This window comes from Citrobacter sp. CK206 (assembly GCF_030333125.1).
In the GTDB taxonomy this organism is placed as follows: domain Bacteria; phylum Pseudomonadota; class Gammaproteobacteria; order Enterobacterales; family Enterobacteriaceae; genus Citrobacter_B; species Citrobacter_B koseri.
On sequence record NZ_JAOWGM010000026.1, the window covers coordinates 27,513 to 49,347 of the forward strand.

Consider the following 21,835-nt stretch of genomic DNA (forward strand, 5'->3'; position numbering starts at 1 on the left):
GATAGGCTCACGTTGCTTTTGCGCTAAAGCAGTGGGCCTTGGTTAGCTTGTGACCTGAAAGCATGAGCTGATGGCTGGCCGGGTGCGCTAACACCCACCAGCCGCCCATTTCCACAGCAGAAAGCCCCCATTACTGGAGGCGTTTATAACATCCGAACTGGTAATCAGATAACCCCGCAATCACCAGCTGCGTAAGTATGAGCTGGCAACGTTCGCGGCTGAGGTGGGTATTCTGTGCAATCTCCCCAGCCGTTGCTGGTTTATCGCTTAATTCATTGAAAACAGCCTTTGCCGTTTCTGTCATATCTTCCTGATTTAGCATGTCTTTTACCTAAAATTAGTTGCGTGACATACAGATAACTCTGGTTGGTGATACCAGCAAGAGAAGAATTCCATTCTGCGACCGCCAGCGCCTTTATGCGCCGTGCATGGCTGATTTGCCATAAAAAAACCCGCTCATCGGCGGGTTTATAAAACTTTGGCAACATATCAAATATGCTTTAAATATGGCTTATTTTGTTGCATTTTGCAAGCGCATTTGAAGGAGATAGTGAAATTTACTTCACATTTCTGCCACTTTGAGGGCTTCTTCATCCTCATAGTATTCAAGAGCCATGGCCAGCGCAGACTCATCAAGCTGGGTAAAAGCGGCCTTTAACCCAGCCCAGTGTCCTGAATAGACACGCAACCACGTCGAACGGTCAACGCTAACCATACGGGCCAGCGCCGCGCCAGCATAATCCTTACAGGTTTCATTGCTCCTTTCGGCGGCAACCTCCTGACCTGCCAGCCATACCAGTCCAACAAGCTTTTTTACCACGCGGGACTGCATCGGGTTTTTAACCAGGCAATCCTGATAGTTTTTCCAGACGTGCTCGCACATTATCACCTGGTGTTTATAGCTCAAATCAAAGCCATAACAGTAACGCAGCCAGGCCTGCTGGTAATCGTCGAGAGCATTAACAGCGCGGCGCCACGGTGCGTATGCAAACTCCATGTCCTTTATTGGCGGCATTGGCCTGCGGCGGCTGCGTGTCTCCATCACACACAGTGGGGCAGACAGTGAATTAACAAAGCGGCTCCCCTTTTCATCATCCAGTTCGACTGGATTCACGCAACGGCGCGGTGTGGCCTTTTTATCCGCTGGAGGGTGTTCGCTAAAAGCCTCAAGCTGTCCTTTCGTTCCCCCGGAAAGGTCCAGCAGCGCCCGGCGAAGTTCATTTCTGATGTAATTAAGTTCCTGAGGATTCATACTTCTTTGCGCTCCATACACTTAAGCTTTCGCAATTACGCCGATCGCCAGCGCCCGATCCATAAAACGCAGTAGCAGCTCAAGCTGCGTACCATGCTTCTGCTCGAATGCCGGTACATCGGCGTGTAACTCGTCGTGGCACTCTCTGCACAGAGGGATCACGAAGAGGTCATGGGCTTTTGTTGCTGTCCCCCCCATACCGTGCCCTACGATATGGTGCGGATCATCTGCTGGCCGTCGGCAACACTCACAGGGTTGTGTTTTAACCCAGCGGGTGTACGTCTCATTTACCCAGCGGCGACGTTTTGGCCTGAGCATGAAAGATTCTGGCGACTCTGGATCAACAGAGAGCGTGAGAATCTTCTTCGCCTTCTCCTGCACGAGGCTGGCTGCTGAAGCGGAAGGCACAATGTCGCTTTCCCTCATGACTGAGCGGATCTTCTCATCTGGAAGCCGTAACCCCTTGTGTGCGACGCTTTCCGGTATAACATCAGCCAGATCATTCCTGACCATCCACCAGCACAGTTCCGGTAGCGTCAGGATATGCGACTCGGGAAAACCAGAATCACGGCGAATGACTTCCAGAATCCAGGATACCAGGTTTCCTGACGCTATACCTGCAAGCTGTTCGGTATGCTGCCCGGACAAAGTGTGATCACAATGCCAGCACAGGCGAATGCTTCCTGGCTGGTGCCGCATTGTTGTGAAGTTCTTGTCGTGCCACGATGAATGTGGCCACTGGCATTCAAACCGTGAACTCAACCACTGCTCAAGGGAAGGAAGCCCGCCTGCTCGCTGAATAACCCGTTCATTCTCGAACACCTGCCGCATTACCGGATCATCAGCCAGCGGCTGAATGGCTGCGGGAACAGCCCCGGTACTCAATGACGCCATTTCTTCTGGTTCAGGCTCAAGCAGTACGCGACCACGCATGAAAAGATGCATCAGTTCCGCACCGGGACGGAACAACACAACCCCCATACGATGAGCGATTTCAGGAGTTAACAAAGCCCTCACGCAGCCTGTCCCCCTGCAATATGTTCAGCCCACAAACCACCAATCCAGCGTACCCCCTTGGCAGTGAAACGCGTCTGGCTGAATGCGTGATTAGATGCACTCGATGTTCCCGTCTTAACTTCAAATCTTCCCGCGGAAATGTGCTGCGCCATAGGGGTAAGTGTGCCGCCGAGGCGATACAGGATATTGCGTTCAATAAGGAACAGGCAGAACTCAGTTTCTTTTGCGTTGAGCAATTTGGCTACCTGCCGGAATGACATGGAACCTTTTGCAGAGCAATAACGATCAACAAATTCCACTTTTGGCGCCGCGGCTGCCAGCTGGATGGTCAGTTGCTCTTTCTGCTCGGCTAAATCAGCAGCCAGGCGAAGCGCTTCCGGCAATGAGCGGGGAACACTGACACTCTGCCCTTCTTCCAGTTCCTGCCAGCGATCGACAACCGCGGCGGTAAATTCAGGTGAAAGTCTGGCAACAATCACCAGAGAGTCGCGTTTGTTAAAACGATACTCCTGGTACACATTACCGTTATGCTCAAAATCGAACTGCGCCAACGGCGCGGTTAAAATTCCCGCAGCAACAAGACGCTCAGCCGAGCGTTTCACGTCACTGTGTTTACTCTGAACCAGATCCGCAATATCACGGCTGGACATTGTTACAACACCATTCACGATTAACTGGCTCATACTTTTCTCCATATCAGGCGGCTGCACCCGCCGGTTCATATCTGCTGATTGTTATCTCTACCCGACCTTTCGGCACAACGGGCCCCCATTCCACCAGCATGCGTTTAACCTGGCTGTCGTCTTCCCAGACCCCCGCATGCGTCAGCGCGTCAAACAGGGCTTTGTTGTAATTATCGATATCCCGGCGGCGCGCATCCGGCGGATACAATGTGATTTCTACCGCTGCATGTTCAGTCGATGGCTTCGGGAGACGTCGTAATTGCGCAATGATCGCCACACAGGCAGCGCTTTGGTATTTGCGGCCATCAGCGCTGATGAGGTGACGGCCGGCCAGCGGCCCCTTGTTAGGGGCGCGCCAGTAAGTGTTCACGCTCGGAGGGAACGGGAGCACAAGTTTCATGCCACCTCCTGCTGTTGCACTGCACACAGTTCTGGAAGGTTTGCCTCCACCAGCGCCCGGGCGAATGGTGGTGGTACTGCATTACCGCAGCGCGCTACCTGCTTATCTTTTGCATAGCGATTTCCACGGTAGTCCTGATCAATAACGTAGCCATCCGGGAAGCCCTGCGCTTTGTAGAGTTCATGCGGCTGCAACATACGCATTCCGATATCAACGATCTGGTATTTAACCCCGTCGATCATTACCAACCATTCATCGTCACTTTCCCCGCAATAAGTCTCGAGAAATGTGCGTACCTCACCAACGTGCTGGCCACCAGCGGTGATTGTCGGCATAGGTACATCAAGGCGTTGCCCGTCGCGGCACGTCCCACGCAATTTCACCAGATGGGAGGCAACTACTGCATGATGGTCGACAGTGGTCACTGAGTGCGCGGGTTCATCCATACTGACACCCGGCCCCGTATAGTTACCGCCGTAGTGTTTCGCCAGGAACGCGCTCACCGTCGCGAATTTATTCCCACCAGCTGTAACGGTCCCCAGCGGGTTATCCAGTCGCAGCACACGCGGCTCTTGTCCTGGACGTTCGCCATAACCCATCTGGATCAACGTAGGTGTTACCAGTTGAGATTTGCCGCCACCGCCAGCGGTGATAGTTGCGCTCGGTTCGTCTGCCCGGTGGCCGACGCTGGCCCCAAACTGGCGGGCTATCACTGGCGCAACAAGACAGGCGCGGGATTGCTTCAGAATGGTGTGAGCAGGTTTATCCAGCGGGCGCGGTTTAGCCTGGTATTCACTACCACCATTACCCGCCAAGAATGGTGTCAGTGCTGCCTCAACAATCCCGAGTGCATGCCCATTCCCACCTGGACGTTTTGATGTGCCAGCGGTTACCGTCGGGACAGGTTCGGTAACGGGCTGCCCAGTTGCGCCAGTGCGGAATTTTGTAAGGTGTGGAACAGCTAACGCGTAGCCAAGTTTTTTAGTAATGGTCTGTAATGGCTCATTCAACGACTGCCCGCGAAAAGCGTCATACGCATTTTTAGAGCTCGTGTGGTTGCACTTCACGATGAACGGCGACGCACTTTCGATAACAAAGCGCTGTATGCCGCGCGCGATCCGCTTCAGAGTGTTTTCCGCCAGCGGTTTTTTGCGGTCGAAGATGGACAGGGCCGGAACATTCCAGTCGATACATTCAGCAGCGGTACGCCATGGCATCAGCCTGCCGCTCTGCACCTCCAGAGACTTAGGATCCCCATGAGTAACAGCAGGCCACTGGATTGGACAACCATCACAGCGCATAACCATGAAGAAGCGTTTGCGGATCGTCGGCGCGCCATAGTCGCATGCACGCAATTCGCGATAATCAACATCATATCCGAGCCCATCCACCAGCTTTTGCGCCTGTTCGCTACCTTTTTCAATAGACAGAAACTCACAAACTTCAGCCAGTGCCGGGTGATCAGCAGGAATGCCAGTAGACAGCATGCCGACAAACGCATTGAATGTTTCACCAGCGCGGGATGGATCCGGGCGCATTTCGTCTGCCAGCAACGGCCCCCACGTTTTGAACTCCTCCACGTTCTCCAGCATCATGACGCGCGGGCGTTTCGCCAGCGCCCAACGCACCACTACCCACGCCAGACCGCGTATCTCTTTTTTCACTGGCTTTGCGCCTTTGGCCTTCGAGAAGTGTCGGCAGTCCGGGCTAAACCATGCCAGGCCGACAGGATTACCGCCGGTTGCGGCTAACGGATCAACGTCAAATACGGATTCACAGTAATGCAGTGTGTCCGGGTGGTTCGTCTTATGCATCGCAATGGCGTTTTCGTCGTGGTTGATCGCAATATCCACGCTGCGCCCGATCGCCAGTTCGATCCCGGTACTCGCGCCGCCGCCACCAGCAAAGTTATCAACGATAATTTCACGCATTGACGGCTCCCTGCATGCTGTTTACCAGACCACCAGCCACGGTGATGATTTCGCTGGTGGACATACGCTCAAGCCAAAGCTGATTGATGTTCGCTTTCAGCTTGTTCTGCTGGGCCAACGCCAGAGAATCCGCACCTTCAACCTGATTGAACACCAGACCAACTTCCAGCGGCCAGATACGCGACTCTACTTCTGGCAGATCCACAACAGCAGAAGTAACCTCTTCCGCCGTCGCTGGCGGCGCCACCTTTGTCGCGGCAAATTGAGCCAGCGCCATAAACGCCCGCCCTTTCGCTTCCAGTTCCGTACGACTGATATAGCTGAACCGCTCGCCACGCCATGACTTATCGAAAACAGCGATGGCACCCGCGAAGAAAGCACCTGTGGGCTTCTGCTTATCGTCGGCAGGGACAAACCACACAGGCAGATCGAACCCAATACGCCCGCGAATGAATACAATGTGATCAGCATCCTCCGGCCACCATGTTTCACTTGTCGCCGCTTTGATTAGGAACACATAGCGCCCACCCTTTTCACGCATAGCCATTGTATGGGCCATGATATGGGTCATGCCGGTGACCGCCTGTTTTTCGTGGTATTGCGAGCGGCTGTAAGGTGGATTGGCAAATGCGGCGCCACCGAGTTCTGCAAGACGATCTGACCAGTCCTGCGTCAGCGCGTTATCTTCGGCTGTGTACCATGCCGGGCACTTTGTATTGTCATCGTCTGCAAACAGATCCAGCACCAGCGGACCGAACATGGCATTGATACCCCAGACAAGTAAATCTGGAGATCGCCATTGATCACCAACATCTTTCAGATAATGCGCCCTGCAGTTGCGCAGTTCTGCCAGCACCTGGCAATATTTATTTGTCGTCATTGGCGAAACCCCGAATTTTCTGGCAGTGAGTAGTCAACATTCTGGAAGTTTGCGCGGCTGGCTGAGTTAGCCGCCCATTTACCGTTAACGCGTTCAGGTCGCCCAGCAGCAGACCATTTGGTCGCGCTTTGCAGGTAACCGGGGAAATTTTTTGGAATAAACAGGGTTGCCGGGCGGAGGTATTGCGCCTGCTCGCTATCACGCCAATCGGCGGTTTTGTAATCCACCACCAGACACAGGTCGTCAACAGTGAACCGTTCCCGCAGACGGGCGCGAATGTTCTCCAGCGATGTGCTGCATACCTGGTAACGTGAGCCTGTGACTTGGTTCAGGTATGACAAAACCGCTTTGGCCTGGTCAGTAATCACAACTTCAGGGTCTGGTTGCGCCGCAACCGGACAAGAGGGTTTTGAAGTTACTTGTGGATCTTGTTTTGATTTTACTGACGGATCCCCGCCAGATTCTGACGGGTCAAAACCGCCGTTTTTGACAGATTCCGACGGGTCAGTTTTTGAGGCGTCAAATTTTGATGCGTCAGATTTTGACGTGTCAGAATCTGACAGTTGAGAAAATGCGGCCGCCTGAAGTTTCGCCACATTCAGACGGTACACGTTAGAAGCATTACGGTTACCATTTCGGCGCTGTGTACGCGTGAGCCAGCCATCTTTTTCAAGCTTAGCGATTGCCGTTCTGATAGTGCTCGGCCCTGCGCCAAGCTGGCGAGCAATAGTTTCAATGGACGGCCAGCACACGCCCTCATCGCTGCTGAAATCAGCAAGACGAGCCATGATCGCGACACTAGACAACTTCATGCCCGACGCCGCGCAACCATCCCATACGTAGCCGGTTAATTTAGTGCTCATGATCGTCCGTTATCTCCCTGAACTTTTTCCTGAAATGCTCAAGTGGGCTAAAGCATTCGTGTGGATAGCCATCACGCAGGTAGATAACGCGCTGTGTTTCTGGCTCCCAGCGGATAACACGGACTGGCACTCCGCGGTGGTCTTTGAACCTTCGGTTAAGTTCGCGCACAGGCGTTTTGCCCTCCGGTTGTAGACCCCCACAATTGCGGTCGCACGACTGTGGTTACACGTAACCCAGCGGTTTGATACTCTGCGCTCATACCGAAACGACGGTGAACCCGGAACAGGGATCATCCTGAGTTGCGGTAAATGAGAATTTACGATTAAATTGCTCATGCGGATTATTTCTCCATACACGAAGAGTTGTTCGCCAGACGCCCGAGGCTGCACACCTGCGGGCGTCACTCTTTTTCAGAAACACAAAAAACGCGATACAGCAGCGTGATGTGTTCCTGCCACTTAGCCATGACCTTGTAACTGTTCTCCTCGATCTGAGCTCGTTCTGCCTCATCAATGATTCCGTCAGCAGTGGCTTTACGGACGTAGTGAGAATGTTTGCCAATCCATTCGATCGACTCCATAAGGCGCTGATTGATATCCCCGTTATCCACATCATCAACATCTGCCAGTGGAACAAAGACACCGTTTGAATGGCGGGCTACGGCGTCAGCTATATGGTTTGAGCCACCAGCGCGCTGTAACACTAACGCCCAGCCAAGCGGGAAGATTTGGTCTCCTTCAATGCGTAGCCGATTGAAAAGAGAGTTTTCTGTCACTCCCAGCCATTCCGCTGCTTCTGCATATCCGCCAGGAAGCTCGGTGATGGTCTTTTTAATTGCGGCCACCAGCCAGCCTGGCTGACGCTCCACTTTCCACTCAGGTTCGTTACCCACGGTTAACCCCTTGACTCTGTGGTTACTATTACGCAGCGGTTCCGCTAATTTTTGTGGTCTCTTCAGGAAGACCATCACCAGGGTTTGGATAAATATCAGGACGGAGTTCATGAGGGGTAACAGCCCACTTTCCTAACTCACAAAGTTGTAGAACCCTTTCAGATGGAACCTGATTGTTGATCACCCAATTAGCGACTGATTGTGTTGACCTGAAACCAAAGCGCCGGGCTACCTCAGACAGAGATTTCCCAGCAGCCTTTACAGCTTTCTCGGTGAAATTTTGAGATGACATATAGGACTCCTCTAATGTGTAGAGGAATAATGCTACTTAAAGTAGCAGAATGCAACTACTTAAAATAGAAATGACTACTTCGTGTTATATGCGTAATCTTCTACCTATGGTAGAAGAACAAAAACACCCAGATTTCGCTAAGAGACTGAATGAGCTAATGACAGACAGAGGTATATCTGTAACTGAGCTCACCGGGCTAACAGGCGTTACATACGAGATGGTGCGCCGGTACACGATCGGTGCAGCAAAGCCTCGCGTTGCAATTATGCAAAAGCTAGCCCGAGCCTTAGGATCGTCAGCGTCTTACCTTGAGTATGGGGTTGGTGAAAAAGACAAAGGCAAAAGAGTGGAGAGCGCGAGTTTGCCAACAAATTCCGATATCTACCGAGTAGAGGTCCTCGATCTTACGGTCAGTGCTGGTCCCGGAAACTACATGCTTTCGGACTATGTTGAAGTGCTGTATGCAATCGAGTTCACCACCGAGCATGCCCGCTCACTCTTCGGAAATCGCTCTCATGAAGACGTGAAAGTGATGACTGTTAATGGTGACAGCATGGCGCCTACTCTCGTTTCCGGGGATCGGCTGTTCGTCGATATATCAGTCCGGCATTTCCAGACTGATGGCGTTTACTCTTTCGTGTACGGCAGAACGTTCCACGTCAAGCGCCTTCAGATGCAGGGTGATCGCCTTGCCGTTCTCTCTGATAACCCAGCTTATGAGAAGTGGTACATTGATGAAAAATCGCAAGACCAGCTGTATGTAATGGGTAAAGCGTTGATACACGAGTCCATTAGATACAATCGCCTATAGGACGAAATACATGAACACGTTCAGCATAATCGCGATACCTTTCTTTGCCCTTTCAGTGGTTCTGTTGACTCTTGGCGCTACCAGGAAGAACCAGGCCAGCATCATCGTTGGCGGCGTGTTTATGGCGTCCAGTGTGGTTAATTCCGTGATTGGTTTTTCACTCTAAAGTTAGCTGTATACATGAACAGATTCCCTTTTTGGGAAACATCACTATAATTCCCAAAGAGGGAACTAATTGCGATTATGATAGTCAGAGGTAGAGAGAAGCTTCATGAGTTCTGCCTAAGGCACTCTCAGGCTAAAGGAGCTATTGATGCTTGGTACGACGAAGTCGTGCGAGCTGAGTGGAAAACGCCGCAAGACATTCGGAACAGGTATGCCAGTGCCGATTTTATTGCTGGTAATCGGGTTATTTTTAACATTAAAGGTAATCATTTTCGTCTCGTAGTACATGTTATCTATGTTGCAGGGACAGTTGTAATTGATCGAGTCGGAACTCATGCCGAATACGATAAATGGAGGCTATGATGGGTAAACAAGCTTGGCGAATTTTTAAGGCTCATGAAGAGTACGAACAAGGCATGGCTCGTTTATTACAATTAGCTGAGAGTGAGCTGGTTGAAGGAAGCCCTGACCTTGAAGAGTTTGAGCTTTTAAGTTTGTTGATAGGGCATTATGAAGATAAAAAATTCCCTATGGATAAGCCAGATCCAATCGAGGCAATCAAGTTCAGGATGGATCAGCAGGGTCTAACCCAAGCAGATATGAAGCAATACATCGGTTCTGCATCTAAAGTGTCTGAAGTCTTAAACTACAAAAGACCGCTAAGTTTGTCCATGATTAAGAGATTACATGCAGGATTAGGTATACCTGCTGACATACTTATCCAAGACACCAAAAACGTCGAATGGTCACCACTAGCATACAGCGCTGAAAACTTTGCGGTTGCTTTTGGTGATGCGTGTAAAAAATTAATACCGCAACCACAATTCACCGATAAAACAAACAATTATGAAGAGGTTGCAACAATTTTTACTCGTTTCCAATTTAAAACTGATATATATCAGATGGGTGATAATCTATCAAAATCAGTTAAGATTGGGGAAAGTTTTGTTTCCAATGACGATATTTTATCTCTTAACGAATTCCAGCGTGCGTAAATATGAAAATTACTCCAATATCAGGAAAAGTAGTTAACTTTAATCTCAAGGCCTTGCCTCCGCAAAGTCAGAAGAAGAAACAAAAAAAAACAGAAAACGAGGTCAATGCTACTATAAACTTCGACAATGAAGTTTATATTAACACTCACGATAGTAAGATTTTCAAAGTTCGGTATAAACTGCTTGTTACAATACCTCACCAAGTAGAAGTAAATCTTACTTATGACTTTGATTTCAGGTCTGACGAGGAGGTTGATAGCGGTATACCTAAATCTCTAACAATTCGTTCGGATGTTCCAGCTTATTGTTATCCGTACATGAAATCATATGTCGAAAATATCTTAAACATGTCAGGTTACGGTGGAGTTCCCCTTCCTTATCTCGACTTCATTGGAAGTCCCATAGGAAGCGAAAAAATCGATACAAATAAAGAATAAATTTACCCGGCCACAGCGCCGGGTTTTTTATTGCCCTTTCCTCACCATGGCAGCGGAATCGCGCAGTATCCCCTTGTGGATCACATTCCCTACCGCCCTGCGCTTGGCCTCCAGATAGTCAACGATGTTGTCCCGATTGATTTCAACGCCATCAATAATTAACTGAATAACCACGCCGCCAATCTCGCCGGCGATGAATGCTGCACGGTCTTCTTCCAGTTCGTCACGTTCCATTACCACTCCCCCATCGGTGTTTTTTTAATCATATCATCACCATACCTAAAAATAAATTCATATTAAAATCATTCAGTTAACAAAATAACAGGCTGTACAATAATGTTTTCTACTTTTTGTAGTTGATTTTCACTACTTTAAGTAGCAATATCATTTCATCAACAGCGAACAGGCAGGACGCCAACGAAGTAGCCGCCGGTGGCGTATGAATGACCGGATGATTCGCTGACAGGTATCTTCGGGAGGGGTTGCGGTTTGGAGTGACTACCAATCCAGCGCGCTCACCTGGTGGACACGGTCCCGTCGAACCCACGGGCACCAGCTATGGAACACCGTAGGGTTGCCAGCTAGTCACTGGCACCCCGCCCGAAGATACCTACCACAGCGCCTGAAGTGGTTAAAAGCAGGCTAAAGCAATAAGAATTACATCCCTGTTCTGGCGGCCCGGCGTTTTCCCGTGTATTTCCGGCTACCGCCAGCCTTTTCGGGGAATAACGGCCTGTCACGGTAAGCATCTCGCAGGGTTCTTACCGGGACTGGAAGATACCACTTGGAGACGGTCCTTATAAATGTCCTGGACAGTGGCGGCACCAGCACCGACAACAGCGGCAGACGTTCAACTGTGAAAACGGAGAGATGCCAGCTCCCTCGACGGCAGTGACGGCGGGAAGTAGACCGCTGACAGCTGGGAAAGACCAGCACACAACGATGAGAGCATTGACGAGCAAGGCATAACGGCAGGTTCAATCCCTGCCACCGCTATACAGATGGCGGTGATGGGCAACGAAAAGGTCCGTTCAATTCGGACACCGGCAGTGCTCTCTTCGTTGTGGTGAAGTTCCGGCAAAGCAGACATAAACGTGCACCGCCGGGCGCTGGACTTAGCGCCAGCCTCCACAACCAAATCACGCTTAGGACCGTGATAACCGTAGTTCCAGTATTGCTGTGTGTAGTCTTGGCGGTACCAGGGTCTTCAACCTTAAGGGGGACGAAGATAATGTTCTACCTCGGTACCGCCCTTTTTACACAACAGACAAGGGCATCACCGGGCGACGGGCTCATAACCCAACCCACCCGGGCAGGAGGAAGGCGATTGCAGTCGCCGACAAATGCAGGTGCCCTTCTCTGTTGTGTATGGAGAAAGTTCGGCGGTTGCAGCCGCCTTAACGAGGGTAAAACCATGAGTAATGACCGCATGACCGTAGTGCCAGATTTCCTTGGCGAGCTGGATGCCGGCGTGTTCATGAACAAAATCGCGGCAGCACTTAACACCACCGCGCTTGGCGTTCTGAACAACGGCAATAAAGGCAAAGTAGTCCTCACCTTTGATTTTGAGCGTATGGGTAATTCCGTTGAAGAGAAGCGCGTCAAGATCAAGCACAAGCTGAACTACAGCACCCCGACACCGCGCGGTAAAGCCTCAGAAGAGGACACAACCGAAACCCCTATGTGGTAAATCGTGAAAACTATCCAGTTATCAGAGCGTGAGCTTTTCATGATTTTCAACATGCTGACGCCACCCTACGCAGTCAGCGACACCCACACAGAAGAGTTCAACGAATTGCGTAAAAAAGTCTTTTACGCTCTGCGTGATGCTCAGAACGATGAACCTGTAAGTAATCGTGATGAGTTGCCTGATATTGTTGGATGGATTCGATCTGACTACCACAGCGATCGCAGAATGGGCGATGCGCCAATTTTCATTTTGGGCTGCATAGACCCATCTGATGTGTGGGGTGTGAAATACATCCCGCTGTCTGGCAACTCTCCGGTAACTCCGGATGGTTACGTGCTGGTCCCGAAGAAACTAACCGCTGAGAACGGCGCAAAGAGTGTGCTGTCCGGTGAGTTTTCAGAAACGAAATTCATAAACTGCCCTGAGTGTTTTGGTGATGATGAGTGCGAAACCTGCGACGGCAGCGGGAGAATTGAAATCACAGTACCTGTCACCTGGACAACTATCAAAGAAATCTGGGCTAAAGGCGTTGAGCATTTCGCAGCCGCCCAGCAGAAGCTCATCCCTACCACCAGCAACGATATTTAACTTTATCGCCCGGGTGCAGCCGGGCTTTATGGAGAAATAGCCATGGCAAAGCTGATGAAAGCAAGTCAATGGGGCAATCGTGAATTTACCAAAGACTCTGTTCCTGACAACCGAACTATTAAGCGTTGGGTCGAAAATGGTTTGCTCATGGGAAGGATCGTGGATGGATCTGTGTTTGTCTGCGAGACAGAAAAATGGGGCGTCGACTCAATGGTTAGTCACACGGTTCGCCAGTTAATTAATGAGGGCTAACCATGGCGGCAAGGCCAAGAAAAAGAGAATACCGTCATCTGCCAGACTATCTGGTTTTTGATAAAGATCGCGGTGTTTATAAATTTACGCTGATTACGGGAAAGAAAAAGAATATAGGTAAAGACAGGGCTATTGCGATTGCTATAGCCCGAGAATATAACCTGAGAATGCGCCCAGCAACCTCACCTTCCATTGAAAATTTAATTAGAGAGTCTGGTGGAATTGCAGGTGAAGCAAAACCATTTGCCGAACATGTAGATCATATAATGGCGCGGACTATTGAAGATGAATGTCCATCACAGAGCACTCTTGATGACTGGAATAATGATGTCCTGCGTGTGAAAGAATTTTTTATTAATGTCCCTGCTTGTGATATCGAACTGGAGCACGTAAACGCATACATCAATCAATATCATGCTGATGCGTCGGCAAACGTACAAAACAGAAAAGTTAGCTTTCTGAAAAAGTTATTTTCTTATGCTGTCGATGAATCACTGATGTTTGAAAACCCGGCGACACGCAAAAAAATGCGCAGGATAGAAGAGAAAAAAAGACAGCGTTTATCTCTGGATCAGTTTACGGCAATCAGGCGAGCAGCTGAACCGTGGCTCAGAACTGCAATGGATCTGGCATTACAGACGACGCACGCAAGGCTGGAAGTTTCCAGAATACGCTACTCTATCTCGGAACCAAAAAACGGTGTTTGCGGCTGCGTCTGGCTGCCACAGCCAGAAAATGGCATTTATGGAACGCTATACATTCACAGGCAGAAGGTGCAGAAAAAAGAAGCGTCACACGTTGCGATCCCAATTGGTGAAGAGCTAAAGCGGATAATAGACGACAGCAGGGATAATGTAGCCAGCCCTTACGTTGTCCACAGAATACCAGACCGCCAGGTTAAACGGAGTAAAGAGGTATCTCATCCGACGCAAGTGGCCCCGGACTATTTAAGCCGGTCGTTTTCATCTTTGCGTGACAGGCTCGGGCTATGTGATCACCTCAAGATGGATGAAAGGCCAACGTTTCACGAAATCAGAGCACTGGCCGCTCACCTTTTTGATAAACAGGGAATCGATCCGCAAGGCCGAATGGCCCACAGCGATGCGAAGTCGACGAAGATTTACACCCAGAACCATATCGACTGGGTTGTGGTTCCACACGGAGAAATTAAGGCGGGGTAGCGGGGAGAAACACATACTTAACCCTTTGATGTATATAGGGCGAATTTTGCTAAAAATGCACTGTTTGTTTATACATACGAACGACATACAACACCAGGCGCGGTACGGCTTTCAGGTATTTTGAGGCGGTGTCATGGGGTGTCGGGGGTCGGAGGTTCAAATCCTCTCGTGCCGACCAAAATCCCTTAGAAAAACCAACCTCTTACGGTTGGTTTTTTTATGCCTGCCGTTCTCTTCCAGTACTGTGCTAACACCGCATAATCAAAAGGTTTTACTACTTACCCATGCCCAAAATAGGGTAAAATTTATTCTCTCATCAACGCGATGAATCTGGACGATTTTCGCGCTAAAAACAATAATGATACGAGTATGTACTCAGGAGAATAGTATGCCTGAAGCAACGCCTTTTCAGGTGCTTATTGTGGACGATCATCCACTTATGCGACGAGGTATTCGTCAATTACTGGAACTGGATACCGCATTTAATGTCGTTGCCGAAGCTGGCGATGGGGCGAGTGCTATCGATCTGGCAAGCCGTCTCGATCTTGATCTGATCCTGCTTGACCTGAATATGAAAGGCCTGAGCGGGCTTGATACGCTGAATGCGCTGCGTCGGGATGGCGTCACCGCACAGATCATTATCCTGACGGTTTCCGACTCTGCCAGTGACGTGTACGCGCTGATTGATGCCGGAGCGGACGGCTATTTACTGAAAGACAGCGACCCGGAAGTGCTGCTGGAAGCGATTCGTGCTGGCGCCAACGGCGGCAAGGTATTCAGCGATCGCGTCAGCGAATACCTGCGCGAACGGGAACTGTTTGGCGCAGAGGAAGATCCCTTTAGCGTGCTCACTGAACGCGAACTGGACGTGCTGCACGAACTGGCTCAGGGGCTGTCGAACAAACAGATTGCCTCCGTGCTGAATATTTCTGAGCAGACGGTTAAGGTGCATATTCGTAATTTACTGCGAAAGCTGAACGTGCGCTCGCGCGTCGCGGCGACCATTCTCTTTTTACAAACACGCGGAATGCAGTAACAAGATATGCCCGATGGCGCTACGCTTATCGGGCCTACAAGCCGCGTGGCAAGTACCGTCCGGCCTTGCCACACTCATTTATTCCGCCTGCGGCGAAAGCTGCGCTAATGCCTGCTTAATACTGCGTTCAATCACTGCCCGGCGGGAATCATTGGCGGGCAGCAATTTCAGCATCATCTCCCAGGCTGCGACCGCCTCGCCGAAACGCTGCTGCTCGAAGGCATTAAACGCATACATACTCAACGTCCGAATATTGGCATGATCGCTTCTCACCAGCTGGCGCAACAGCTCCCCTCCCCGACGATTATCATCAGGATCGGAAGAACGGGTCAGCGCTTCCGCATACCCTAATGCGGCATCGCTATTTTTGGGGTCCAGTCTGTACGCATTGGCATACGCTTCCGTCGCCGTGCTGGCATTCCCCAGCACCATGCCGATACGCCCAAGCATAATCCAGCCTTCCACATTGCCAGCATCGCTTTGCAGTCGGGTACGCAAACCAAGCGCCAGGCGTGTCATCTCTTCTTCATTCAGCGGCTGCGCATCAGGGTCCAGCGCGCGCTCCAGCAGCGCTGGCGTCTGCGCCGTAGCCTGTTGCCAGATTTTTACCTGCTGATAGTTACCGGTCTGGTAGTAACTTACCGCCCCGACAATCAGCGCGATCACAACCCCGGGAGCAAACAGCCATAATCCTGCCTGGCGTCCCTTCGGCGTCACCTCATCAGAAAAGGTTTCCTGTTTTACACGTACGCGCCGCCGCGAACGGGCGAAGATAATCCAGCCGCCAGCACCAATAGCGGCAATCGGCAAGATCCACAACAGCACGGTAAGCGGCGTCAGCGGCGGATCGTAGGTGACGAAGTTACCGTAGCGCGCCACCATGTAATCAACGATCTCCTGCTTGCTTTTACCTTCCTGCATCAGTTCATAAACCTTCTGACGCAGGTCGGTGGCAATCATCGAGTTAGAGTCCGCGATGCTGTTGTTCTGGCATTTCGGGCAGCGCAGCTGCTCGGTGAGCTGGCGGAACTGCTGCTCCTGCGCTTCATCTTTGAACTGCATAACATCAATGTCAGCCAGCGACGAGCCGGAGATCACCAGCATCAGCACGCCCAGTAAGAATCTCATTGCGCGGCCTCCTTGCTGTACTGCTCCCAGAGCGGTTTTATTTCACTTTCCCATACCCTGGCGTTCAGATCGCCTGCATGGCGATAACGAATGATCCCTTTACCGTCGATCAGGAAGGTTTCCGGCGCGCCGTAAACACCCAGATCCAGCCCAAGCATACCGTCGCCATCAAACAGGCTTAACGCATAAGGATTCCCTAACTCTTTCAGCCAGGTAATCGCTTTCTGGCGATCGTCTTTATAATTCAGGCCAACCACGCGAATTCCCTGCGCAGACAGCTGATTCAGATACTGATGTTCAGCGCGGCAGGTCGGGCACCAGGTCGCCCACACGTTAAGCAGCACCGGTTTCCCCTGCGTTAGCACGTCTGCCTGATAATGCTGACCAGGATTTTCCAGCGATTCGAGACGGAAGGTCGGCACCGGTTTGCCAATCAGCGCCGATTCCAGATTCGTCGGATCGTCCCCTTCTGCATTACGCGCCAGCTGCCACAGCAACGCCGCCGCAATAACCAGAAAAATGACGAAAGGTATTAACAGTACGTTGCGCTTCATACAGCCTCCGGCGCGGTTTTTTGCGGGCATGAACGCTGGCGATAGCGCGGATCAAACAGGCAGAACAACCCGCCAAGCGCCATCAACAGCCCTCCCGCCCAGATCCAACGGATAAACGGTTTGTAATACAGGCGCACCGCCCATGCGCCATTGTCCAGCTCTTCGCCGAGAGCGGCATACAGATCGCGGGTGATCCCGCCATCGATCGCCGCTTCCGTCATCATTGAGCTGGTGCTGTTATAAAAACGTTTTTCCGCATGCAGCGTCGCTTCTGCTTTACCTTCCCGCGTCACGCCGATAATCGCCACCCCGCCGCGATAATTCGGGCCGGTAATCTCCTTCACTTCACGGAAGGTGAATTGATAGTCGTGGATGCTGACGCTGTCGCCCGCTTTCATGCGGACATCACGTTCCACGCTGTAGTTTTGGCTAAACGCGATGCCGACAATCGTCACCGCCAGCCCAACGTGCCCGGCGACCATTCCCCAGTAGCTGAGCGTCATTTTTGTACCGCGCGAAACGCGCTGCGCGACTTCCGCTACCGCCAGCACAAATACCCAGCACGCCATCGCCAGCCCGACCACCGTCATGGAGACAATCTTGTCTTCAAACAGCCACGGCAGCAGCATCGACAGCACTAACGTGCTCACCAGCGCGATAACCAACAACCGCTGCAACTTGCGCGGTCTGTCACGTCCCCAGCGAACCAGCGGCCCAATGCCCAGCAGCAGCGCGAACGGCGCCATCAGCCAGGTGAACATGGTATTAAAGAACGGTTCGCCGATTGAAATACTGCCCAGACCGAGCTGTTTATGCACCAGCGGCAGCAATGTTCCCAGCAACACCACCAGCATGGCGGCGATAAGCAGGACGTTATTGGCTAACAGCAGTGACTCACGCGACCAGAGCGCATTATTCACCCGCGAGCGAACCTTGTGTCCGCGCGTCGCGAACAGCAGCAGCGAACCGCCGATCACCAGTACCATAAAGGCGAGAATAAACATCCCGCGCGATGGATCGGAGGCAAAAGCATGCACCGACACCAGCACGCCAGAACGCACCAGGAAAGTACCGAGCAGGCAGAGTGAGAAGGCGCATATTGAAAGCAGAAGCGTCCAGGCTTTGAAGCTGGCGCGCTGTTCAGTCACCGCCAGGGAGTGCATCAACGCGGTGCCCACCAGCCACGGCATAAATGAGGCGTTTTCCACCGGGTCCCAGAACCACCAGCCGCCCCAGCCCAGCTCGTAATAGGCCCAGGCAGAGCCAAGCACGATACCCAGCGTTAAGAATACCCATGCGGCCAGCGTCCAGGGACGGGAAAAGCGGGCAAAGGTGCTGTCCAGACGCCCACTCATCAGCGCGGCGATCGCGAACGCGAACGCCACCGAGAAACCGACATAGCCCATATAGAGCAGCGGCGGGTGGAAGATCAGCCCCGGGTCCTGCAACAGCGGATTCAGGTCGCGCCCTTCAATCGGAAAGTTGGGCAACGTACGGGAAAACGGGTTGGAGGTGAACAGAATAAACAGCAGAAAACCGACGCTGACCATCCCCATCACCGCCAGTACGCGGGCGACGATATCCAGCGGCATCCGCTGACTGAACACGGCCACGGCAAACGTCCAGCCGCTCATCAGCAATACCCATAGCAGAAGCGACCCTTCGTGCGCTCCCCAGGTCGCGGCGACGCGATACCAGACCGGCAGTTGCGTGTTGGAGTTGCTGGCGACATAGGTAACGGTAAAATCATTCACCACGAAGGCATTGATCAGCACCAGAAACGCGCCCATCACCAGGATAAACAGCAGCCAGGAGAATGGCCTCGCCGAGGCCATCATGCGCACATCGCCGCGCCCCACGCCCCACAGCGGATAAACGGACAGCAACAGCGCCACGCCGAGTGCGAGACACAGCAGCGCGTTGCCAATTTCAGGCATCATGATGCTTTATCCTTATAAACGCTTTCCGGGCGACGATGGTTTTCCTGCATCGCTTTTTCAACTTCCGGCGGGGTATAGTTTTCATCATGTTTGGCGAGCACCTCTTTCGCCTGCACATGGTTTTTCTCGCCCAGCTCCCCCTGCACCACCACGCCCTGCCCTTCGCGGAACAGATCCGGCAGAATGCCTTCGTACGTCACATCCACCACGCCTTCGGCGTCGTAGATGCTGAAATTCACTTTCAGCGAATCCGGGTCGCGCTTCACGCTTCCGGGCATGACCATGCCGCCGACGCGCAGGCGTTGCCCCACTTCAGGCAGTTGGTGCGTTTCGCGTTTACCGTAGAGAATTTCGCCTGGCGTATAGAACAGGTCGATATTGGAACGCAGCGCATAAAGTACCAGCGTGATAGTCAGAGCCAAACCGGCCAGCACCGCGCAGGCTATCCACAAACGATTTTTACGACGGATATTCATGCCGCCTCCCGCTGCGCCTGCGCCGCACGCATCCGCGCTTCACGCGCTCGCTGCTGCGCCACACCGCGCAAAATCACGCGGTGCTGCATGGCGGTATGCACCACCAGCGCCGCCAGTGGGATCACGGTCATCACAACCGCCAGCCAGACATAAAAGGCGTAACCGCCCATAGCAAAGAAATCACTCCAGGATGCAAATGCGCTGGTCATTGGCGGCCTCTTTTTAAAATCAGTTCACTCACCCACGGGCGACGTTTTTCCATTAACAAAATCAGGTTACGCATCCGCATCAGCGCCAGCGTGATAAACAGCAGCAGATAACCGATAATCGCCAGGCGCAGCGGCGCTCGCATCGCCGGGTCAATGCTCTGCTGCATACGAGTTGATCCCTGATGTAGCGTATTCCACCACTCCACCGAGTAGTGGATGATCGGCAAATTAACGACGCCAATCAGCACCAGAATGCCCGCCGCGCGCCCCGCCAGGCGGCGATCGTCAAAGGCGTGCCACAACGCTATCGCCCCGACGTACAGGAACAGCAGCACCAGTTCAGAGGTCAATCGCGCATCCCATACCCACCAGGTTCCCCACATCGGTTTGCCCCAGGCGGAACCAGTAACCAGTGCGATAAAGGTAAACACCGCGCCAACAGGCGCCATCGCCGCCACCGCCAGGTTAGCCATTTTCATTTGCCAGACCAGACCGATGAATGCGGCGACCGCCATCGAGGCGTAAATCCCCATCGACCAGATCGCCGCCGGGACATGCAGGTAGATGATGCGGTAGCTTTGCCCCTGCTGATAATCCGCAGGCGCGAAGCCAAACCCCCAGACCCAGCCCACCGCCAGCACCACCACGCTGGCTATCGCCAGCCACGGGATGAACCAGCCACAGATCTGATAAAGCCGTGGGGGAATCGCCAGTTGATGAAGTGTTTTCCACATAGTTCAGTCACCAGATTCAATCAAAACGAATGAAACTTCAGTTATGCCGGATGATGGCAAAGACGCCTTATCAGACCTACAGACTTTCCTGATAAGCGTAACGTCATCCGGCATCCTACAGTTTGTCGCCAGTCAAAGACCGCGCTACTGCATGCTGATACGTAACGCTGCCGCCGTAGCAAAAGGGCTTAACGTTGCGCTGCCCGCCAGCAACGCGCCCAAAATCGCCATGTATCCCTCAACGGGCAAATGCATGGAGGCCGCATCCATCGCCGCAGTGGCGAAAATCAGTAACGGAATGGTCAGCGGCAGCACCAGCACGCTCAGCAATACGCCGCCGCGTTTCAGGCCCACCGTTAACCCCACGCCCGGCGCGCCAAGAAAACTCAGGGTCGGCGTGCCAAGCAGCAGAGTCAGCGCCATGATTTGCCAGCCGTACATATCCATTCCCAGCAATAACGCCACCAGCGGAGAGAGGATCAGCAACGGCAGACCGGTCACCACCCAGTGCGCCATCACTTTCGCCAGCACCACCGCCGGTAACGGCAGCGGCAGGAGCATCAGTTGCTCCAGGCTGCCGTCCTGTAAGTCATCGCGAAACAGACGTTCCAGCGCCAGCAGCGAAGAGAGCAACGCCGCCACCCAGATAATGCCGGGAACAATACGCGCCAGCAGCTGCGGCTCCGGGCCAATGCTCAGCGGGAAAAGCGTGATAACAATCAGAAAGAACCACAGCGGGTTAGCGATTTCCGCGCTATGACGAAACGCCACGCGCAGCTCAAGACGAAAGATTTGCCACATCATTGCGCTGCCCTCTCGCCGGTCAGCGCGATGCGCCGTATTTTGTCAGTCGCGACATTCAGCGGCTGGTGCGTGGTGAGGATGACGATCCCGCCCTGCTGTGTATGTTCAGCCATGCGCTGTGTCAGGCGCTCAACGCCATTGACATCAATGGCGGTAAACGGCTCGTCGAGGATCCAGAGCGTCGCGCGGGTCAGCCACAGACGCGCCAGTGCCACGCGCCGTTGCTGTCCAGCGGAAAGCTGGTTGACGGGGATGTCTTCGTATCCGGCCAGCCCCGCCTGCGCCAGCGCGGCCAGACACTGCGCCGTATCGCCGTCATGGTGGAAAAAGCGCAGGTTCTCCAACGCCGAAAGCCGGGTTTTAATCCCCGGCTGATGTCCAATCCACAACAGATTTTGATGGTAGCTGTCGCGCACGCGGTGCAACGCCTGCTCTTGCCAGCACACTTCCCCTGCGTCGGGGCGCGCCAGCCCGGTGAGCAACCGCAAAAGGGTGGTTTTCCCCGCGCCGTTGCCCCCGGTAATTTGTACCCATTCCCCTGCGTTCACGCGAAACGACAGCCCACTGAACAGTATTCTGTCATCCCGCTCGCAGAGCAGTTCTCTGGCTTCAAGCATACCCACT

At 52.6% G+C, this 21,835-nt stretch carries 29 protein-coding genes, 1 tRNA gene and 2 pseudogenes; 11 read left to right on the forward strand and 21 right to left on the reverse strand.

The annotated features are described in order from the left end of the window. Window positions 1–130 precede the first annotated feature (130 nt). The 12 genes and pseudogenes from OGX81_RS22060 to OGX81_RS10315 form a co-directional block, all read right to left on the reverse strand. Window positions 131–322, reverse strand: coding sequence for a TrmB family transcriptional regulator (locus tag OGX81_RS22060; protein WP_353654433.1), 192 nt, complete (start codon window positions 320–322; stop codon window positions 131–133). Continuing rightward, window positions 273–488 (reverse strand): hypothetical protein, encoded by a 216-nt coding sequence (locus tag OGX81_RS10265; RefSeq protein ID WP_162720553.1) that lies wholly within the window; start codon window positions 486–488, stop codon window positions 273–275. The genes OGX81_RS22060 and OGX81_RS10265 overlap by 50 nt, the downstream gene beginning before the upstream one ends. A gap of 74 nt (window positions 489–562) precedes the next feature. After that, entirely contained in the window at window positions 563–1,252 is a 690-nt protein-coding gene (locus tag OGX81_RS10270; RefSeq protein WP_286487552.1) for a bacteriophage antitermination protein Q, read from the reverse strand. A 21-nt stretch (window positions 1,253–1,273) separates the two neighbouring features. Beyond that, entirely contained in the window at window positions 1,274–2,269 is a 996-nt protein-coding gene (locus tag OGX81_RS10275) for a DUF968 domain-containing protein (protein ID WP_286487553.1), read from the reverse strand. After that, on the reverse strand, window positions 2,266–2,952 hold the full coding sequence (locus OGX81_RS10280) for a phage antirepressor KilAC domain-containing protein (RefSeq protein WP_286487554.1): 687 nt from the start codon (window positions 2,950–2,952) through the stop codon (window positions 2,266–2,268). Before OGX81_RS10280 ends, OGX81_RS10275 begins: the two co-directional genes overlap by 4 nt. A 13-nt stretch (window positions 2,953–2,965) precedes the next feature. Next, window positions 2,966–3,352, reverse strand: coding sequence for a RusA family crossover junction endodeoxyribonuclease (locus tag OGX81_RS10285; protein ID WP_219936317.1), 387 nt, complete (start codon window positions 3,350–3,352; stop codon window positions 2,966–2,968). After that, complete coding sequence (locus OGX81_RS10290; protein WP_286487555.1) at window positions 3,349–5,283, reverse strand: DNA cytosine methyltransferase; 1,935 nt, start codon at window positions 5,281–5,283, stop codon at window positions 3,349–3,351. The genes OGX81_RS10285 and OGX81_RS10290 overlap by 4 nt, the downstream gene beginning before the upstream one ends. Further along, complete coding sequence (locus tag OGX81_RS10295) at window positions 5,276–6,163, reverse strand: phage N-6-adenine-methyltransferase (RefSeq protein ID WP_286487556.1); 888 nt, start codon at window positions 6,161–6,163, stop codon at window positions 5,276–5,278. The genes OGX81_RS10290 and OGX81_RS10295 overlap by 8 nt, the downstream gene beginning before the upstream one ends. After that, window positions 6,160–7,026 (reverse strand): conserved phage C-terminal domain-containing protein, encoded by an 867-nt coding sequence (locus OGX81_RS10300; protein ID WP_286487557.1) that lies wholly within the window; start codon window positions 7,024–7,026, stop codon window positions 6,160–6,162. The genes OGX81_RS10295 and OGX81_RS10300 overlap by 4 nt, the downstream gene beginning before the upstream one ends. Next, window positions 7,016–7,195 carry a DUF4222 domain-containing protein gene (locus OGX81_RS10305; RefSeq protein WP_174331056.1) on the reverse strand — a complete coding sequence of 60 codons (180 nt, stop codon included), beginning with the start codon at window positions 7,193–7,195 and terminating at the stop codon, window positions 7,016–7,018. The genes OGX81_RS10300 and OGX81_RS10305 overlap by 11 nt, the downstream gene beginning before the upstream one ends. A gap of 172 nt (window positions 7,196–7,367) precedes the next feature. After that, window positions 7,368–7,919, reverse strand: a pseudogene (locus OGX81_RS10310) (YmfL family putative regulatory protein). 28 nt (window positions 7,920–7,947) lie between these two features. After that, window positions 7,948–8,211 carry a transcriptional regulator gene (locus tag OGX81_RS10315; protein WP_286487559.1) on the reverse strand — a complete coding sequence of 88 codons (264 nt, stop codon included), beginning with the start codon at window positions 8,209–8,211 and terminating at the stop codon, window positions 7,948–7,950. A gap of 49 nt (window positions 8,212–8,260) precedes the next feature. Here OGX81_RS10315 and OGX81_RS10320 point away from each other — a divergent pair, with 49 nt between their 5' ends. The 5 genes from OGX81_RS10320 (at window position 8,261) to OGX81_RS10340 (ending at window position 10,619) form a co-directional block, all read left to right on the forward strand. After that, complete coding sequence (locus OGX81_RS10320) at window positions 8,261–9,022, forward strand: XRE family transcriptional regulator (RefSeq protein WP_286487560.1); 762 nt, start codon at window positions 8,261–8,263, stop codon at window positions 9,020–9,022. A 10-nt stretch (window positions 9,023–9,032) separates the two neighbouring features. Next, window positions 9,033–9,188, forward strand: coding sequence for a hypothetical protein (locus OGX81_RS10325; protein WP_286487561.1), 156 nt, complete (start codon window positions 9,033–9,035; stop codon window positions 9,186–9,188). 77 nt (window positions 9,189–9,265) lie between these two features. After that, window positions 9,266–9,550: a type II toxin-antitoxin system HigB family toxin gene (locus OGX81_RS10330; RefSeq protein ID WP_200081062.1), complete on the forward strand. Its 285-nt coding sequence runs from the start codon at window positions 9,266–9,268 to the stop codon at window positions 9,548–9,550. Next, complete coding sequence (locus OGX81_RS10335) at window positions 9,547–10,182, forward strand: helix-turn-helix domain-containing protein (protein ID WP_286487562.1); 636 nt, start codon at window positions 9,547–9,549, stop codon at window positions 10,180–10,182. The genes OGX81_RS10330 and OGX81_RS10335 overlap by 4 nt, the downstream gene beginning before the upstream one ends. Before the next feature lie 2 nt (window positions 10,183–10,184). Continuing rightward, window positions 10,185–10,619 carry a hypothetical protein gene (locus OGX81_RS10340; RefSeq protein WP_286487563.1) on the forward strand — a complete coding sequence of 145 codons (435 nt, stop codon included), beginning with the start codon at window positions 10,185–10,187 and terminating at the stop codon, window positions 10,617–10,619. Window positions 10,620–10,646: 27 nt separating this feature from the next. On the opposite strand, the gene OGX81_RS10345 is transcribed toward OGX81_RS10340, so the two are convergent. Then, complete coding sequence (locus OGX81_RS10345; RefSeq protein WP_115609166.1) at window positions 10,647–10,853, reverse strand: hypothetical protein; 207 nt, start codon at window positions 10,851–10,853, stop codon at window positions 10,647–10,649. 1,180 nt (window positions 10,854–12,033) lie between these two features. Here OGX81_RS10345 and OGX81_RS10350 point away from each other — a divergent pair. The 6 genes and pseudogenes from OGX81_RS10350 to narP form a co-directional block, all read left to right on the forward strand. Then, a pseudogene (locus OGX81_RS10350) lies at window positions 12,034–12,306 on the forward strand (YfdP family phage-associated protein); the annotation flags it as partial. 6 nt (window positions 12,307–12,312) lie between these two features. Continuing rightward, window positions 12,313–12,897, forward strand: coding sequence for a hypothetical protein (locus tag OGX81_RS10355; protein ID WP_286487565.1), 585 nt, complete (start codon window positions 12,313–12,315; stop codon window positions 12,895–12,897). Window positions 12,898–12,939: 42 nt separating this feature from the next. Continuing rightward, window positions 12,940–13,149 (forward strand): hypothetical protein, encoded by a 210-nt coding sequence (locus OGX81_RS10360; RefSeq protein ID WP_058667717.1) that lies wholly within the window; start codon window positions 12,940–12,942, stop codon window positions 13,147–13,149. A gap of 2 nt (window positions 13,150–13,151) precedes the next feature. Further along, the gene (locus OGX81_RS10365) at window positions 13,152–14,330 is read left to right on the forward strand and encodes a phage integrase Arm DNA-binding domain-containing protein (RefSeq protein ID WP_286487566.1); all 1,179 of its coding nucleotides are present in this window, start codon (window positions 13,152–13,154) and stop codon (window positions 14,328–14,330) included. A gap of 100 nt (window positions 14,331–14,430) precedes the next feature. Further along, window positions 14,431–14,508, forward strand: a tRNA-Pro gene (locus OGX81_RS10370). A 210-nt stretch (window positions 14,509–14,718) separates the two neighbouring features. Further along, on the forward strand, window positions 14,719–15,366 hold the full coding sequence (gene narP, locus OGX81_RS10375) for a nitrate/nitrite response regulator protein NarP (protein WP_012131563.1): 648 nt from the start codon (window positions 14,719–14,721) through the stop codon (window positions 15,364–15,366). A gap of 78 nt (window positions 15,367–15,444) precedes the next feature. Here narP and OGX81_RS10380 read toward each other — a convergent pair whose 3' ends face one another. The 8 genes from OGX81_RS10380 to ccmA all read right to left on the reverse strand — a co-directional run bounded on the left by OGX81_RS10380 (window position 15,445) and on the right by ccmA (window position 21,834). Then, window positions 15,445–16,494, reverse strand: coding sequence for a cytochrome c-type biogenesis protein CcmH (locus OGX81_RS10380; RefSeq protein WP_104868430.1), 1,050 nt, complete (start codon window positions 16,492–16,494; stop codon window positions 15,445–15,447). Further along, window positions 16,491–17,048, reverse strand: a complete 558-nt coding sequence (dsbE, locus tag OGX81_RS10385) for a thiol:disulfide interchange protein DsbE (RefSeq protein WP_012131561.1) — start codon at window positions 17,046–17,048, stop codon at window positions 16,491–16,493. Before dsbE ends, OGX81_RS10380 begins: the two co-directional genes overlap by 4 nt. Further along, window positions 17,045–18,988, reverse strand: coding sequence for a heme lyase CcmF/NrfE family subunit (locus OGX81_RS10390; RefSeq protein ID WP_104868429.1), 1,944 nt, complete (start codon window positions 18,986–18,988; stop codon window positions 17,045–17,047). The genes dsbE and OGX81_RS10390 overlap by 4 nt, the downstream gene beginning before the upstream one ends. Then, a complete protein-coding gene (gene ccmE / locus OGX81_RS10395; protein ID WP_012131559.1) occupies window positions 18,985–19,464 on the reverse strand; it encodes a cytochrome c maturation protein CcmE in 480 nt (159 codons plus the stop codon). Before ccmE ends, OGX81_RS10390 begins: the two co-directional genes overlap by 4 nt. Further along, window positions 19,461–19,673, reverse strand: a complete 213-nt coding sequence (gene ccmD / locus OGX81_RS10400; RefSeq protein WP_012131557.1) for a heme exporter protein CcmD — start codon at window positions 19,671–19,673, stop codon at window positions 19,461–19,463. The genes ccmE and ccmD overlap by 4 nt, the downstream gene beginning before the upstream one ends. Continuing rightward, a complete protein-coding gene (gene ccmC, locus OGX81_RS10405; RefSeq protein ID WP_104868428.1) occupies window positions 19,670–20,407 on the reverse strand; it encodes a heme exporter protein CcmC in 738 nt (245 codons plus the stop codon). Before ccmC ends, ccmD begins: the two co-directional genes overlap by 4 nt. A 144-nt stretch (window positions 20,408–20,551) precedes the next feature. After that, a complete protein-coding gene (ccmB, locus tag OGX81_RS10410; protein ID WP_012131555.1) occupies window positions 20,552–21,211 on the reverse strand; it encodes a heme exporter protein CcmB in 660 nt (219 codons plus the stop codon). Further along, on the reverse strand, window positions 21,208–21,834 hold the full coding sequence (gene ccmA, locus OGX81_RS10415; protein ID WP_102949630.1) for a cytochrome c biogenesis heme-transporting ATPase CcmA: 627 nt from the start codon (window positions 21,832–21,834) through the stop codon (window positions 21,208–21,210). Before ccmA ends, ccmB begins: the two co-directional genes overlap by 4 nt. Between the last annotated feature and the right edge of the window lies 1 nt (window position 21,835).

Coding starts and splice junctions, on each gene's coding strand:
- OGX81_RS10390 (WP_104868429.1), bottom strand. CDS start 18,988: ATGATGCCTGAAATTGGCAACGCGCTGCTGTGTCTCGCACTCGGCGTG.
- OGX81_RS10270 (WP_286487552.1), bottom strand. CDS start 1,252: ATGAATCCTCAGGAACTTAATTACATCAGAAATGAACTTCGCCGGGCG.
- OGX81_RS22060 (WP_353654433.1), bottom strand. CDS start 322: ATGCTAAATCAGGAAGATATGACAGAAACGGCAAAGGCTGTTTTCAAT.
- OGX81_RS10320 (WP_286487560.1), top strand. CDS start 8,261: ATGCAACTACTTAAAATAGAAATGACTACTTCGTGTTATATGCGTAAT.
- OGX81_RS10335 (WP_286487562.1), top strand. CDS start 9,547: ATGATGGGTAAACAAGCTTGGCGAATTTTTAAGGCTCATGAAGAGTAC.
- ccmD (WP_012131557.1), bottom strand. CDS start 19,673: ATGACCAGCGCATTTGCATCCTGGAGTGATTTCTTTGCTATGGGCGGT.
- OGX81_RS10380 (WP_104868430.1), bottom strand. CDS start 16,494: ATGAGATTCTTACTGGGCGTGCTGATGCTGGTGATCTCCGGCTCGTCG.
- ccmC (WP_104868428.1), bottom strand. CDS start 20,407: ATGTGGAAAACACTTCATCAACTGGCGATTCCCCCACGGCTTTATCAG.
- OGX81_RS10300 (WP_286487557.1), bottom strand. CDS start 7,026: ATGAGCACTAAATTAACCGGCTACGTATGGGATGGTTGCGCGGCGTCG.
- OGX81_RS10285 (WP_219936317.1), bottom strand. CDS start 3,352: ATGAAACTTGTGCTCCCGTTCCCTCCGAGCGTGAACACTTACTGGCGC.
- OGX81_RS10295 (WP_286487556.1), bottom strand. CDS start 6,163: ATGACGACAAATAAATATTGCCAGGTGCTGGCAGAACTGCGCAACTGC.
- OGX81_RS10360 (WP_058667717.1), top strand. CDS start 12,940: ATGGCAAAGCTGATGAAAGCAAGTCAATGGGGCAATCGTGAATTTACC.
- OGX81_RS10280 (WP_286487554.1), bottom strand. CDS start 2,952: ATGAGCCAGTTAATCGTGAATGGTGTTGTAACAATGTCCAGCCGTGAT.
- OGX81_RS10265 (WP_162720553.1), bottom strand. CDS start 488: ATGTTGCCAAAGTTTTATAAACCCGCCGATGAGCGGGTTTTTTTATGG.
- narP (WP_012131563.1), top strand. CDS start 14,719: ATGCCTGAAGCAACGCCTTTTCAGGTGCTTATTGTGGACGATCATCCA.
- OGX81_RS10365 (WP_286487566.1), top strand. CDS start 13,152: ATGGCGGCAAGGCCAAGAAAAAGAGAATACCGTCATCTGCCAGACTAT.
- OGX81_RS10290 (WP_286487555.1), bottom strand. CDS start 5,283: ATGCGTGAAATTATCGTTGATAACTTTGCTGGTGGCGGCGGCGCGAGT.
- OGX81_RS10325 (WP_286487561.1), top strand. CDS start 9,033: ATGAACACGTTCAGCATAATCGCGATACCTTTCTTTGCCCTTTCAGTG.
- ccmE (WP_012131559.1), bottom strand. CDS start 19,464: ATGAATATCCGTCGTAAAAATCGTTTGTGGATAGCCTGCGCGGTGCTG.
- ccmB (WP_012131555.1), bottom strand. CDS start 21,211: ATGATGTGGCAAATCTTTCGTCTTGAGCTGCGCGTGGCGTTTCGTCAT.
- OGX81_RS10345 (WP_115609166.1), bottom strand. CDS start 10,853: ATGGAACGTGACGAACTGGAAGAAGACCGTGCAGCATTCATCGCCGGC.
- dsbE (WP_012131561.1), bottom strand. CDS start 17,048: ATGAAGCGCAACGTACTGTTAATACCTTTCGTCATTTTTCTGGTTATT.
- OGX81_RS10340 (WP_286487563.1), top strand. CDS start 10,185: ATGAAAATTACTCCAATATCAGGAAAAGTAGTTAACTTTAATCTCAAG.
- OGX81_RS10315 (WP_286487559.1), bottom strand. CDS start 8,211: ATGTCATCTCAAAATTTCACCGAGAAAGCTGTAAAGGCTGCTGGGAAA.
- OGX81_RS10330 (WP_200081062.1), top strand. CDS start 9,266: ATGATAGTCAGAGGTAGAGAGAAGCTTCATGAGTTCTGCCTAAGGCAC.